The organism is Pontixanthobacter aestiaquae (assembly GCF_009827455.1).
Lineage (GTDB): Bacteria > Pseudomonadota > Alphaproteobacteria > Sphingomonadales > Sphingomonadaceae > Pontixanthobacter > Pontixanthobacter aestiaquae.
On record NZ_WTYZ01000001.1, the window covers coordinates 287,273 to 299,927 of the forward strand.

Here is a 12,655-nt window from a genome sequence, read left to right on the forward strand (position 1 = left end):
ATCTGTTCTCTCTCTCGTCCTCAGGCCTTGACCGCATCAGATGCGGGCAGCTTGGCATCATCATCGGTGCCAAGCACTGCTTCTGTGATCGAATACGGAAGCGGTTCAGGCTTCTCGATCGAAGAAATCAGCGGCAGGAACACCAGGAAGTGCAGGAAGTAATATGCGGTCGCGATCTGGCTGAGCATCACATAGGGTTCTTCAGCTGGCGCACCGCCACATATGAACAGCACAACCATGCACGGGATCAGACCGAACCAGAAGAACTTGCGGAACAGCGGGCGGTAATGGCCCGAGCGCACCGGCGACTTGTCGAGCCATGGCAGGAAGAACCATACCAGAATCGATGAGAACATCGCGAGGACGCCCCACAGCTTGGCCGACAGAATGAAGTCCACAGTGAACGCCCGCAAGATCGCGTAGAACGGGAAGAAGTACCATTCAGGCAGAATATGCGCCGGCGTCGCAAGTGGGTTCGCCTCGATATAATTATCCGCATGTCCAAGAATATTCGGCACGAAGAATACCAGACTGAGATACAGGATCAGCGCAACGCCCAGTCCGAAGCCATCTTTCGCGGTGTAATATGGGTGGAACGGAAGCGTATCGCTTTCCTTCTTTACCTCCACACCGGTCGGGTTTGAAGAGCCTGGGATGTGCAGCGCCCAAACGTGCAGGATCACAACACCCAAGATCACGAATGGCAGCAAGAAGTGCAGGCTGAAGAAGCGGTTGAGAGCGGCATTATCAGGCGCATAACCACCGACCAGCCACACCTGCAGCGGCTCACCGACCAGCGGGATAGCTCCGAATAGTCCGGTAATAACCTTCGCACCCCAGAAGCTCATTTGCCCCCAAGGAAGCACGTAACCCAGAAACGCCGTCGCCATCATCAGCAGGAAGATAACCACGCCGAGAAGCCAGATCATCTCGCGCGGCGCCTTGTACGAACTGTAGAACAATCCGCGGAAGATATGGAAATAGACCACGATGAAGAAGAAGTGCGCGCCGTTCATATGCGCATAGCGCATCAACCAGCCCCAGTTTACATCGCGCATGATATGCTCGACCTGGAAGAATGCGACTTGCGCATTGGCCGCATAATGCATCGCCAGCACAACGCCGGTGACGATCTGCACCATCAGGAAGAAACCGGCGAGAACACCGAAATTCCAGAAATAGCTGAGATTGCGCGGAACCGGATAACCGGCGCCAACTGCGTTATAGACCAGACGCGGAAGCGGCAGCTTCTCGTCCAGGAATTTGGTCAAACCGTTTGCCGGTTGATATTCGCGGGCCCAGGGAAAACTCATATCGTTTCTCTTCTCACTTACCCGACTTGAATGACGGTTTCAGAGGTGAATGCATATTCCGGCACTACAAGATTAGTCGGTGCAGGTCCTTTGCGGATCCGTCCAGCCGTGTCGTAATGCGAACCATGGCATGGACAGAAATAGCCGCCATATTCACCCTTAACTTCACCTTCAGCAGCGCCAAGAGGCACACAGCCAAGGTGAGTACAGACGCCCATGGTCACCAAAATATCGCGGTTACCCTCGAGCGTGCGATCGTTGAGAGATTCTGCATCGCGGAGACTGCCAACATCAACCGCGTTAGCAGCTTCAATTTCCGCATCGGTCAAGCGCTTCACGAACAATGGCTGTTTCCGGAAGATTGCCTTGATCGCTTGGCCGGGCTCGATGGCGCTCACGTCCACTTCGGTGCTGCTTTCAGCGAGCACATCTTCCGACGGAGCCATCTGGCTGATCAAGGGAATCAAGATCGAAGCACCACCAACGCCAGCGGCGCTGACCGCCGCAATATTGATAAAGTCACGCCGCCGAACACCGTCTTCGCCATGATCCATGGCGGTATCGGGAGTTGCTGTGCCAGTCGTATCAGCCATTCGCTTACCTTGCCCTGCAACTGCGCCGCTTACAATGCTGCGCAAATACTGTTTTACCAGCCCGTTCCACGAAAATAGCCCCGCTTAACGGTCAGATAGCGGATGCACCAAAGGAATCCGCCAATGCCGGTTTGGGCGCGCTGATAGCGGTGATTGGCCGTGCTGCCAACTGCCTTTTTGGCACTATCCATTCAGTTTCGTGCAATGGATGTGACACGCGCGTTACGCAGGCAAGCCAATCAGGCTGAACTGGCGGCCATAGTTTGGCTCACCATGATGCGTGGCGCGGCGGTAGGAATAATAGCTCGCCGCATTCGAATATGTGTCCAACCCGAGCGGTTCAATAGTTCCCAAGCCCGCTTCGGCGAGGCGGGCGGCTACATACGCTTCCAGATCGAATTGGTGATGTCCGGCTTTGCCCGCTTCGAAAAATTGTTCATCTTCTGTGGCGAATTGTGAACGAAACCCGTCATCGACTTCATAGCTCGCCTGCGCAATGCACGGGCCGATTGCCGCGCAAATCCGACCGGCCACGGCACCCAGACGGGTCATAGCCTCGACCGTTGCTTCGATTACACCTCTATGCGCACCGCGCCAACCGGCATGCGCTGCGCCGACAATTCCCGCTTCGCGATCAGCGAAGAGAACCGGCGCACAATCCGCGGTAACGATACCGAGTAGCAATCCCGGAGTCTTGGTAACCAGTGCATCGGCTTTCGGACGATCGTCCAAAGCCCAAGGCTCCTCGACAATGACGGCTCTTGGGGAGTGGACCTGGTAAAGTGATACCAATTGGGCGTCAGCAAGAACCGCATCCGCAGCGCGCATTCGGTTTTCAGCTACCGCTGCATCGTCATCCTCCGCACCGAACCCCACATTCAAGCCTGCAATCACCCCCGTTGAGACGCCGCCTTGGCGCCCGAGAAAGCCATGTGCGATGCCATCGAGGCAGGCCGCACGAACGAGTGCAATATTAGCCAAGGGACCGGGTTACCTGCTCGAACGTATCGCGGGAAAGATTCTCCGCAGCTTTAATCCTTTCGAGCTCTGCGCGCATCAAATCTGCGCGTCCGGGTTCGATTCTGCGCCAGCGGCCGAGCGGTGATACGAAGCGCGCCGCCGTTTGTGGATTGATCGGATCGAGTTCGAGAATCAGGTCTGCAATCAGGCGATAACCCTCACCATCAACGGCGTGGAAAGCATGCGGGTTGCCCGCAAACGCCATATAGAGCGACCGCACCCGGTTCGGGTTGCGGATGGTAAAGTCCTTATGCTGCGCGAGCGCCTTAACATGCTCGATCGCGTTCGGATGAAGCGAGGATGCCTGCAGCGCAAACCATTTATCGACCACCAACTCATTGCCGGCATAACGCCGGTGGAAGTCGATCAATGTGTCCGTCCGCGCGGCGGTGCCAAGACCGGTCAGGACCATCAGCGCGCCTTGGCGGTCGGTCATATTATCCGCCGCATGATATTGTGCCGCAGCGATTTGCGAAGCTCGCTCCGAGTTACCAGCTGCAAGATACACCAGCGCCTGGGTTTTTACTTTGCGCGCACCGCGTGAGGTAGCCTCTTGATCATAAGGCACGGCAGAAACGCGCTGGTGCAAGGTGACAAGTGTATCCTCGAACCGCGCCCCAAGCCACGCTTTGAGGCCTTCGCGCTCTTCGTGAATGCGCGACGGGTCGGCAACCAATTGCTGCTCCATCAGAAAGGTCAGTCCGGGAAGCATCATCAGCTCGCCGCGCATCGAATCGTCGAGCATATCATCGCTCAAGACCGCCTCAAACGCCTGCGCGATAGCCAAGCGACCCGTGCCGCGCGCCGAGTCATCCAGACCATTGCCCGATGCAGCAGTTAAATGCCCGACAACAAGATCCTGCATCGCTTCGTAGCGTGCGAACGGATCGTCATCCCTGGCCGCCAAGAACACCAGATCCTCGTCAGCAATGTCGCGCTCGATTGTCACCGGCGCAGAGAAACCACGATTGATCGACAAGATCGGTTTCTCTGCAAAACCCTCAAAGTTGAAACTTTGCTCATCAGTTTTCAGGACGATCAATTGCTCGCCGGAATGCTGGCCACTTACCCGATCAAACATCGCGATCTTGAGCGGGATCGGCATCGGTTTCTTGCCCGGCTGGTCCGCTGTCGCAGGAACAGTTTGGCGCAGAGTCAGCGTCGCCGTATCGCCCGCATGCGTCAGATCGACCGCGACCTTGGGGGTACCTGCCTGCGAGTACCATAGGCGGAATTGCGTCAGGTCGAGCCCGGCACCATCCTCCATCGCGGTGATGAAATCTTCGCACGTCGCGGCTTCGCCATCATGCCGATCGAAATAAAGATCCGTACCTTTGCGGAACGCTTCGGGTCCGCACATTGTGCGCATCATCCGGATGACTTCCGCGCCCTTATTATACACGGTCGCGGTGTAAAAATTGGAGATTTCGCGGAAGCTGTCGGGCCGGATCGGGTGGGCCAGCGGGCCACTATCTTCAGGGAATTGAACCGATCGCAAAATCCGCACGTCCTCGATCCGCTTCACCGCCTCGCCCTGCATATCCTGACTGAACAGTTGATCTCGCAGAACGGTGAAGCCTTCTTTCAGGCTCAGTTGGAACCAGTCCTGACAGGTGATCCGGTTGCCCGACCAATTGTGAAAATATTCATGCGCGATCACCCCCTCGACACCGTCGAAATCCCCGTCGGTCGCTGTTTCCGGATCAGCCAGCACATATTTGGTATTGAAGACGTTGAGGCCTTTATTCTCCATCGCGCCCATATTGAAATCGCTGACCGCTACGATGTTGAACACATCGAGATCATATTCGCGGCCGAACACCTCTTCGTCCCATTTCATAGATTTAACGAGAGAGCGCATGGCGTGGCCAGTCCGGTCCAGATCGCCCCCGTCATTTTGGGCTCGAACATAAATCGCGAGATCGACTTCACGGCCCGACACGGTGGTGAAGCTGTCTGTATTGGCGACCAGATCACCTGCAACCAAGGCAAACAAATAGGATGGCTTGGGCCATGGATCATGCCACTCAGCCCAATGTGTGCCGTCACCATTATCGCCCTCGGCAGCTTTGTTCCCGTTCGACAGAAGCACGGGAAAATCAGCCTTAGGGCCAGTCATCTTGACAGTATACGTCGACAGAACATCAGGCCGGTCAGGGAAGAAAGTGATCCGGCGGAACCCCTCGGCCTCGCATTGGGTACAGAGCATCCCGTTGGAGGCATAAAGACCCATTAGCTGGGTATTCGCCGACGGTTCGATTTCGGTGGTGATGGAAATTTCATGTGCATCGCCGGACAAATTCAACCGCAGATTGTCGCCTTCCATTTCCCAATCGCTGGTTTCTTGGCCATCCACGCGGACAGAAACCGCCGTCAATCCGTCGCCGTTGAGCAAGATGTGCGCAGAGGCGGCCGCTGCCGGATTGCGCTCTATCTGCAAAGTCGAAACCACGCGGGTGTGTTCGACCCCTAATGCAAACTCCAAATGTGTCGCAGGAAGCAACCAAGGGAAAGGAGCATAATCCTTACGGTGAATTACTGGCGGCTGCGCGGGCTCAAACGCTGCGTCGGCCATTTCCGGATTGCCATCCGGCGTGGTGGGGGTGCGTGCAATATCCATGTTGAGTGATCTAGGGCCTTTCCTTTGCGCGTCCAGTGCCTAGAACGCACTCATGGCACATATGTTCATCTTTGGTCTGGGCTATACGGCTGCGCGCATTGCCGAGGCGCTGCGGTTTAAAGGCTGGGTCGTTGAAGCAACGGGCAGCGCGGGCGATGTCGACTTTGCCGATGGGGCCGCGGTCCGCGATGCTTTGACGCGGGCAAGCCATGTTTTATCATCGGTGCCGCCATCGGAAGGCGGCGATCCGGTGCTTGGCCGGTATGGCACTGACATTACGCAGGAATGGGTCGGCTATCTGTCATCGACCGGGGTCTATGGCGACGCACAAGGCGCATGGGTCGATGAAGGCTCTCCAACGGGCGGAGGGCGCCGCACCGCACGGGCAGAATGCGATCAGCGTTGGCTGGATACAGGCGCCCGCGTGTTCCGCTTGCCCGGAATCTATGGTCCCAGTCGCAGCGCATTTGACCGGGTACGCGAAGGCAAAGCCAACCGCATCGACCTGCCCGGACAAATATTCAGCCGCGTCCATGTCGATGATATCGTGTCGGGAGTGCTGGCGGGGCTTAATGGACCGGCCGGCGCCTACAACCTTTCTGACAATCTGCCTGCTCCGCAAAATGCTGTGATTGAAGAGGCATGCCAGTTGATGGGTGTCGAGCCGCCGCCGCTGCAAACATTGGAGGAAGCCAATCTCTCCGAAATGGCGCTGGGATTTTATTCGGAGAACCGCCGCGTGGCGAACGGCAAAGCCAAGCGCGTGCTTGGCTGGGAACCGCAATATCCCGACTATCGCTCGGGGCTGCGCAGCTTGCTCTAGGTCTTGCGCGCACGCAGTGCCAGTACCATACCCGCAAGCGCCAACGCTGCGCCACCGCCCGCCAGCCATGACCACTCATAGCCTTCGATGAAAGTCGAGATCAGCATCGCCACAGTAATCACCAGGATACTGTTATAGGCGGCGCGGCCCGGACCGATCTGCCGAACGATGGTGTAATAAAGCGGAAAAGTTACGACAGAACCAGCGAGGCCGAGCCACGCTATCCCCGCCCAATATTGCCAGCGGTCCGGGAAAACCGGCGGTCCCGCAGTAAACCACGCCAGCGCGAAGTCGATGATGGTTCCGTAGAGCAGCGACCACGAAAGCAAACTAACCATCGGTAGCTTCGCGCCCGTTTCGTTGGCCTGAATCACATTGGCCACCGATGCCGCCAGAATCCCGCCAATGGCCAGCAACACGCCCAGCCCGACATCTCCGCCAAGCGGCGATAGGCGCGCCTCGTGCAAGAGCAGCATACTGATCCCAATAAGCGCAACCAAGCTTCCCGCAATGAAGCGTCCGGTCACGCGCTGCCCCAGAAAGATGCGGCCAAAGAACACATTCGGGACCATCAGCAAGCCGAACATCACAGCGACCACACCCGAGGTCAGATGCAATTCGGCGCGATAGACGAAATTGAAATTGAGGCAGAACTGGAACAGGCCGATCATCAGCGCAAGCATATGCCCCGCTTTTCCGATCTTCAGGCTTTTGCCCATCGCCAGCGCGATAATAAACATCGCGGGGGTCGCCAAAGCAAAGCGCCACGCAATCGACCAGCTCGCAGGAACGTCGCCGATCTGGCCGGTAATGACATACCAGGTCGATCCCCAGATCAGCGCGACCAGAATAAATGGCAGCGCGATCTGCGGCCGCAGCAGAGTGTGCGGGGTATCTCCAGCTTCAGCTTGTGTCATAATGCCGCGATGGCTTGCGCAAGTTTCATTGCGTGTTCCTGCGGGGTGTTCCACGCTGCTACCAGCCGCGCTGCATCATCGCCCCAATCGTAGAAATCGAAATTCTGGCTGCGGAGTGTTTCCCGCTCTGCTGGAGTGCAACGAAGGAATATCTCGTTCGCCTCCACGGGATGCATCAGGCGCTCTCCGGCGACGCTGGCAATCTCCAGCGCCGCGCTGTTCGCCGTCCGGGCATTATGCAGCCACACATCGCCATCCAGCATCGCCAGCAATTGGGCTGCCAGATAGCGGCCTTTCGATTGCAAATGTCCCGCTCTTTTGCGGCGATAGCGCGCGACATCTGCCAGCTCAGTGTCGAAAAACACAATTGCCTCGGCGCTCATTCCGCCATTTTTCACAAATCCGAAGCTTAACGCATCAACCGGACCAGCCGCATCCGCCGCCGAGCCCCCAAGAAACGCGCATGCATTCGCAAAACGCGCGCCGTCCATATGCAGGCCAAGCCCGCGTTCTTTCGCCAGCTCCGCAATCGCAGCGACTTCGTCGGGACGGTAAGAACAGCCATATTCGCTCGCCTGCGTGATCGAGATCGCATGCGGCTGCACTTGGTGCACATCGTCGCGGATCGGATCAATCACGGCGCGGATATCACTGGGCGCCAACTTGGCACTCGCACCCCCCGCGAGCAGCAACTTCGCGCCATGCAGATAGAATCCGGGCGCGCCGCCTTCATCCATTTCGATATGCGCTTCGCGGTGGCAGACGACTCCGCCATGCGGTTGTACCATCGCCGAGAGCGCAAGGCAGTTAGCAGCAGTCCCTGTCGCCACCCATAGCACTGCGCACTCTCTTCCAAAAACCGCGCTGAAAGCTTCGTCCAGTCGCTGCGAAACGGCGTCGCCATCATAGGGCGAATCCGGCGCATCTGCTGCTTTCATTGCGGCCCAAATCACGGGATGGACCGAAGCGGCATTGTCAGACAGAAATTGCATCGTGGCGCTCATAGTGGAACGCCCTTACGCCACCGGGCGTTGAGTGCAAGACTATCCAAACTGTTCACCAATCTATCCAGAGGCAAAAGCATGGCAATCGAAGGACTGACAATTACCCGCCACAAAGATGGCGATGAAGGCGAGTATCACGCGCACATCGAAGGGACCGAGGCAATTGGCCGCCTGACGTGGGTGACGCGCTCCCAAAACGGACACACCGCGCGCGTGGCAGAGCATACGCTGGTCCCACGCGAAATTGGCGGCCGAGGCGTTGCTTCTGCTCTAGTCGACGCGCTGGTTGCTGACGCGCGCGAACACGGTTTCAAAATCGTCCCGCAATGCTCCTATGTTGCGAAGAAGTTCGGGCAAAATCCCACATGGGCAGACCTTCGCGTCTAACCCGCAAGCTCGGAAAAGTCGGTCTTGGCGATACTGCTCAGGATCGCAGACCTAAGTTCGTGCGCCCTTGCGACCGGCAACCCTTCGACTTCAAGCGTCCCGCCAGCCAAGCCCAGCTTCAACGTGGCATAGCCGCGCCTACTCGATATCGGGCCTTGCGCGATCTCCACTGATTGCAGTTTAACCCGCGAGGCGACATCCAGCTTGGGGGCGAGCCACCCCTGCTTCACGAAGAAATACCGCGCGCCGAGCGCGTTAAAGTCGAACCGCCACAGGAACATCTGGCGCACAGCAAACAGGCACCCGGCGGCAAGAGCAATCAAAGCAAATGCAGGCGATGCCGCACCGCTGATGGTCAAGCCAGTGGCAACGCCTGACGCGATCAGCACAAACACCGCAAACTCGATAATTGCACTATCGAAGCGGTACTTCTTGCTGCCGCGATGCCATTGGCTACCCGCGGATGGATCAAGCGCGAAACCCGCTGCTTTGGCAATCGGGCGCAGCTCGTCTACTTTGGCGAACGGTGCGACATCATGGCTGGCGGCGCCGCTATCCTGCGCCAGACTGACCACTTTCAGCCCATGCCATCCGAAACGGCGGCGGATAAACCCTGTGGTCATCTTGAGCGCTTGCACGCGGTGGACCGGCATCACCACATCGGTCTTGGTCAGCAGGCCGCGGCGACGACGAAAACCCTTCTCGGTCCGCTCCAGCCGGAAGCCCCAATCGCGCAGGAATGTCCGCACAAGGCCTGTAACCGATCCCAGAATTACAAATGTAATGAGCCCTGCAATCGCACCGATGATCTGTCCCACCAACCCCAGACCCGACACCCAGCTGCCCGGACCGGCTAACGAATCTGACCAGAAATCCGCATTCCACAACTCGATGGACGCGAATGTCTCTACATATTGGAAAAGACCCGCAAGGACCGCGAATACCGCCAGCGAGAATTCAAATACGCCGAATGTGAATAGCCGCTTCTCATCCATCACAAACAGCGTTTCGGCAGGCGCCTCAAGCGGTGTGTCCGCACCGCCCTCGAAAGAACTTTCGCTAACACCATCTTTACGCGCCTTGACCACTTCCCGCAGCCGTTCGCCTTCTGCTTCGGCGAGGTAGTTGAGAGCGAGTTCGTCCTTCCCACCAGCCCCAGTTTCGAACCGGACCTGCACGAGGCCGAGCAGGCGGGGAATCAGCGCTTGCTCAAGGCTGACATCCTGGATCCGCTCGAACGGTACCGACCGGGCTGCCCGCGATAGGATCCCGCTTTCGACACGGATATCGGTCGCATCGACGGTGTAGGTGAAGCGCCGCCATGAAAAATAAGACAGGCCAGCTGTGATCGCGGCAATCGCCAAGCCAATGCCGATCGCGCCAAAAATGGCCCATGACTGATCGCGCAAGGCAAAAAACCCCGCGACCATCGGGAAGATCGCATTTTGCAGCCCGTCGACGGCCTTGACCACAAAGCTAAGCGGATGGGTTCGCTTGGCTTCAGGTGGTTCGGATTCTGGCAAAATCTCCACGATATCGTTCAATCCAGCTCGCGCTTGATATGACTGCGGATGTCTTCTCGCATAGCCAGCGCGTCTTCATTGGCCAGACCTGGCAAATGCACCGAGGCATTGTGCGACCCGGCTGTGTGCAGCGTCAGCGTGGCAATACCGTAGGTGCGCTGAAGCGGCCCTTGATCGACATCGATATGTTGGACGCGCCCGAACGGAACGACCGTGTCCGAGCGAAAGAGAATGCCTTTCACCACGCGAAGCCGGTCCTCGCCCATATCGTAGCCGCGTGCATGATAACGGCGCAGCGGCACGCGCAGGACCAGAAACACAGCGACCAGAAATACCGGGACCACAAACACCCCGAGCGGGAGGATTTGCAGCACTTCCAGCACAATCGAGCCGATTACAAAAGGCACTGCGAACAGACACGCGACGATGCGCGTGACCTTCACGTGATTGGGGTGCAGAGGAGTAAGCGTGTCGTCGGTTTCGTCCATGGTGCTTTAGATGGCTAACACGGCCGAGCTTGGCAAGGTCAAAGGCGCTCTATTTGGCACGCTGATTAAATCGCCTACCGATCATCGCGGCGGTGATGTTGCTCTTCTGGACATCGGTTGTGCCGCCAGCGATCCCCCAGGCAAAACCGTCGCGCAGGCGCTGCTCCATCGGATATTCCTTGGAATATCCATACCCGCCCATCACTTGCACACCCAGCTGAGTCACATCGCGGACCATTTCATTGGAGAAACATTTCGCAAGCGAGCTTTCATAGACCGTCGGCAAGCCGCCATTGTCTTGGGCACCCGCATTCGCCGCTGCGCGCCAGATCAGCAACCGCGCGGCATCGACCTGCATCGCCATTTCAGCGAGCTTCATTTGGACGGCCTGAAAATCGACAATCGGTTTGCCAAAGGCCTCGCGTTCTTGCGTGTAGGCGAGCGCATCTTCGAGCGCTCCCGCTGCAACGCCTAACCCCATAGTCGCGTTGCCGCAGCGCTCCAAACCGAAGGCAGTCATGAGCTTCCCGAAACCGCCTGCGCCAATAATCAGATTGCGTGCCGGCACACGCACATCGTCGAGGAAAATATCGGCCGAAGGAACGCCGCGAAAGCCCATCAATTCTTCGGGTTTGCCGAAAGAAAGGCCATCAGCGCCCTTCTCGACCACCACTGCGCCAATGCCCTTGGCACCTTCGATTCCATCGAAGCGGCAATAAGTTATGTAGTAATGCGAGTGCCCTGCCCCTGAACTCCAGCGCTTCTGGCCGTTGAGGACGATGGTATCACCGTCGATTGTCGCGGTGGTCGTCAAATCGGTCAGCGCTGTACCGGCATTGGGTTCCGACATAGCAACCGCGACGATTTTTTCGCCACGTATCACTTCAGGCAGGATCTTGGCTTTCAGAGCATCCGACCCGAATTGCGCAATCGTCCGGACCGGCCCGGTTAGTGCTTCGAAAACCGGGAACGCCACCGCTACCGAAACTTGCGCAAATTCTTCCAGCACCAGCAAGGCATCGAAATGGCTCAGTCCCATCCCGCCATATTGCTCTGGCAGATTGATACCGAGAAAGCCCAGCTCACCATAGCGGCGCAGCATATCGTCCGGCACCGGCTTATCATCCCGCTCCAGTTCCCGCGCTAGATCGGGCAGCTCGGCACGCACAAATTTGCGCGCCGCTTCCTGCAATCCGCGTTGCTGATCATTCAATCCGAAATGCATAGTATTAATCCCTGATCATCTTTCATTTCTGAGCTAGTCCGATTTGCATGCCAAGGGAATGCGCAGCACGACGGTTTCTTGACGCGTCTGACGATAGGTTTGCGTTGACACGCCAACACATTATGCGAATTGTCTGAGGCGGGCGGCACGGGGGACCCTATTTGGACGATACAGCTTATATACCTGTGAAGCCTGGCTCTGACCGTGCATTTGCGATTCTGTTTGCTCTGATTTTCCTGGCAATTGCGCTTTACCCATGGGCGGTATCCACCGGCGGTGTTCGACTATGGTCCTTAGCCATTGCCGGAGTGCTGGGCATTACAGGCCTCGTGATCCCGAAGATTTTCCACTACCCCAATCGATACTGGATCAAATTGGGGATGGTGGTCGGGCGAGCCATGTCTCCAATTATCCTAGGGCTGGTTTTCTATGTGGTTGTGACGCCAATTGCGTTTTTGGCACGACTGTTTGGCAGCGACCCATTGCGGATGAAGCAATCCGTGAAAGAAGGCGAAACCTATTGGCTAGAGCGCCTGCCCGAGGAAAACGCATCGGACACAATGGCGCGGCAATATTGATGGTGTTGTTATGAAGACATTGGTGGAATTTTGGCGGTTCCTGCTGCTGCGCAAGAAATATTGGCTGCTGCCCGTGTTTCTGGTGCTGGCGCTATTCGGGGCGCTGATTGTGATGACACAAGGCACCGCCATTTCGCCATTCGTTTACACACTGTGGTAAGATA

Annotated in this window: 14 protein-coding genes; 4 read left to right on the plus strand and 10 right to left on the minus strand. The window is 57.3% G+C overall.

The genetic code is table 11. From position 1 onward, the window contains the following. Nucleotides 1-20: 20 nt before the first annotated feature. Genes GRI35_RS01280 through pepN form a run of 5 tightly spaced genes read right to left on the minus strand, consistent with a single transcriptional unit; the run spans nucleotide 21 to nucleotide 5,546 of the window. Complete coding sequence (locus tag GRI35_RS01280; protein ID WP_160612350.1) at nucleotides 21-1,313, minus strand: cytochrome b; 1,293 nt, start codon at nucleotides 1,311-1,313, stop codon at nucleotides 21-23. A gap of 17 nt (nucleotides 1,314-1,330) precedes the next feature. Next, nucleotides 1,331-1,906 carry a ubiquinol-cytochrome c reductase iron-sulfur subunit gene (petA, locus tag GRI35_RS01285; RefSeq protein WP_202390474.1) on the minus strand — a complete coding sequence of 192 codons (576 nt, stop codon included), beginning with the start codon at nucleotides 1,904-1,906 and terminating at the stop codon, nucleotides 1,331-1,333. Between the two features lie 53 nt (nucleotides 1,907-1,959). Further along, nucleotides 1,960-2,097 (minus strand): hypothetical protein, encoded by a 138-nt coding sequence (locus GRI35_RS01290; protein ID WP_160612351.1) that lies wholly within the window; start codon nucleotides 2,095-2,097, stop codon nucleotides 1,960-1,962. A 31-nt stretch (nucleotides 2,098-2,128) separates the two neighbouring features. Next, the gene (gene pgeF, locus GRI35_RS01295) at nucleotides 2,129-2,887 is read right to left on the minus strand and encodes a peptidoglycan editing factor PgeF (protein ID WP_160612352.1); all 759 of its coding nucleotides are present in this window, start codon (nucleotides 2,885-2,887) and stop codon (nucleotides 2,129-2,131) included. Next, nucleotides 2,880-5,546, minus strand: a complete 2,667-nt coding sequence (gene pepN / locus GRI35_RS01300) for an aminopeptidase N (protein WP_160612353.1) — start codon at nucleotides 5,544-5,546, stop codon at nucleotides 2,880-2,882. Before pepN ends, pgeF begins: the two co-directional genes overlap by 8 nt. Nucleotides 5,547-5,598: 52 nt before the next feature. Here pepN and GRI35_RS01305 point away from each other — a divergent pair, with 52 nt between their 5' ends. After that, nucleotides 5,599-6,369, plus strand: a complete 771-nt coding sequence (locus GRI35_RS01305) for a Rossmann-fold NAD(P)-binding domain-containing protein (RefSeq protein WP_160612354.1) — start codon at nucleotides 5,599-5,601, stop codon at nucleotides 6,367-6,369. Here GRI35_RS01305 and GRI35_RS01310 read toward each other — a convergent pair. Beyond that, on the minus strand, nucleotides 6,366-7,286 hold the full coding sequence (locus GRI35_RS01310) for a DMT family transporter (RefSeq protein ID WP_160612355.1): 921 nt from the start codon (nucleotides 7,284-7,286) through the stop codon (nucleotides 6,366-6,368). The genes GRI35_RS01305 and GRI35_RS01310 overlap by 4 nt on opposite strands. Continuing rightward, a complete protein-coding gene (locus GRI35_RS01315; RefSeq protein WP_160614678.1) occupies nucleotides 7,283-8,278 on the minus strand; it encodes a threonine aldolase family protein in 996 nt (331 codons plus the stop codon). Before GRI35_RS01315 ends, GRI35_RS01310 begins: the two co-directional genes overlap by 4 nt. 90 nt (nucleotides 8,279-8,368) lie before the next feature. Here GRI35_RS01315 and GRI35_RS01320 point away from each other — a divergent pair, with 90 nt between their 5' ends. After that, a complete protein-coding gene (locus GRI35_RS01320) occupies nucleotides 8,369-8,677 on the plus strand; it encodes a GNAT family N-acetyltransferase (RefSeq protein ID WP_202390475.1) in 309 nt (102 codons plus the stop codon). Here the strand turns inward: GRI35_RS01320 and GRI35_RS01325 are convergent. Genes GRI35_RS01325 through GRI35_RS01335 form a run of 3 tightly spaced genes read right to left on the minus strand, consistent with a single transcriptional unit; the run spans nucleotide 8,674 to nucleotide 11,913 of the window. Beyond that, nucleotides 8,674-10,221 (minus strand): PH domain-containing protein, encoded by a 1,548-nt coding sequence (locus GRI35_RS01325; RefSeq protein WP_235900091.1) that lies wholly within the window; start codon nucleotides 10,219-10,221, stop codon nucleotides 8,674-8,676. The genes GRI35_RS01320 and GRI35_RS01325 overlap by 4 nt on opposite strands. Further along, nucleotides 10,218-10,688 carry a PH domain-containing protein gene (locus tag GRI35_RS01330; protein WP_160612356.1) on the minus strand — a complete coding sequence of 157 codons (471 nt, stop codon included), beginning with the start codon at nucleotides 10,686-10,688 and terminating at the stop codon, nucleotides 10,218-10,220. The genes GRI35_RS01325 and GRI35_RS01330 overlap by 4 nt, the downstream gene beginning before the upstream one ends. Nucleotides 10,689-10,737: 49 nt before the next feature. Beyond that, nucleotides 10,738-11,913 carry an acyl-CoA dehydrogenase family protein gene (locus tag GRI35_RS01335; protein ID WP_160612357.1) on the minus strand — a complete coding sequence of 392 codons (1,176 nt, stop codon included), beginning with the start codon at nucleotides 11,911-11,913 and terminating at the stop codon, nucleotides 10,738-10,740. 161 nt (nucleotides 11,914-12,074) lie between these two features. Between GRI35_RS01335 and GRI35_RS01340 the strand changes: the two genes are divergently transcribed. Together GRI35_RS01340 and GRI35_RS13660 are read left to right on the plus strand one after the other, a co-directional pair. Beyond that, complete coding sequence (locus GRI35_RS01340) at nucleotides 12,075-12,491, plus strand: SxtJ family membrane protein (RefSeq protein WP_160612358.1); 417 nt, start codon at nucleotides 12,075-12,077, stop codon at nucleotides 12,489-12,491. Between the two features lie 10 nt (nucleotides 12,492-12,501). After that, entirely contained in the window at nucleotides 12,502-12,651 is a 150-nt protein-coding gene (locus tag GRI35_RS13660) for a DUF5989 family protein (RefSeq protein ID WP_202390476.1), read from the plus strand. Nucleotides 12,652-12,655: the final 4 nt, after the last annotated feature.

What these genes read in the sequence shown, in the direction of transcription:
- petA (WP_202390474.1), bottom strand. Translation starts at nt 1,906, where the DNA reads ATGGCTGATACGACTGGCACAGCAACTCCCGATACCGCCATGGATCAT.
- GRI35_RS01320 (WP_202390475.1), top strand. Translation starts at nt 8,369, where the DNA reads ATGGCAATCGAAGGACTGACAATTACCCGCCACAAAGATGGCGATGAA.
- pepN (WP_160612353.1), bottom strand. Translation starts at nt 5,546, where the DNA reads ATGGATATTGCACGCACCCCCACCACGCCGGATGGCAATCCGGAAATG.
- GRI35_RS13660 (WP_202390476.1), top strand. Translation starts at nt 12,502, where the DNA reads ATGAAGACATTGGTGGAATTTTGGCGGTTCCTGCTGCTGCGCAAGAAA.
- GRI35_RS01310 (WP_160612355.1), bottom strand. Translation starts at nt 7,286, where the DNA reads ATGACACAAGCTGAAGCTGGAGATACCCCGCACACTCTGCTGCGGCCG.
- GRI35_RS01290 (WP_160612351.1), bottom strand. Translation starts at nt 2,097, where the DNA reads ATGGATAGTGCCAAAAAGGCAGTTGGCAGCACGGCCAATCACCGCTAT.
- GRI35_RS01315 (WP_160614678.1), bottom strand. Translation starts at nt 8,278, where the DNA reads ATGCAATTTCTGTCTGACAATGCCGCTTCGGTCCATCCCGTGATTTGG.
- GRI35_RS01280 (WP_160612350.1), bottom strand. Translation starts at nt 1,313, where the DNA reads ATGAGTTTTCCCTGGGCCCGCGAATATCAACCGGCAAACGGTTTGACC.
- GRI35_RS01330 (WP_160612356.1), bottom strand. Translation starts at nt 10,688, where the DNA reads ATGGACGAAACCGACGACACGCTTACTCCTCTGCACCCCAATCACGTG.
- GRI35_RS01305 (WP_160612354.1), top strand. Translation starts at nt 5,599, where the DNA reads ATGGCACATATGTTCATCTTTGGTCTGGGCTATACGGCTGCGCGCATT.
- GRI35_RS01335 (WP_160612357.1), bottom strand. Translation starts at nt 11,913, where the DNA reads ATGCATTTCGGATTGAATGATCAGCAACGCGGATTGCAGGAAGCGGCG.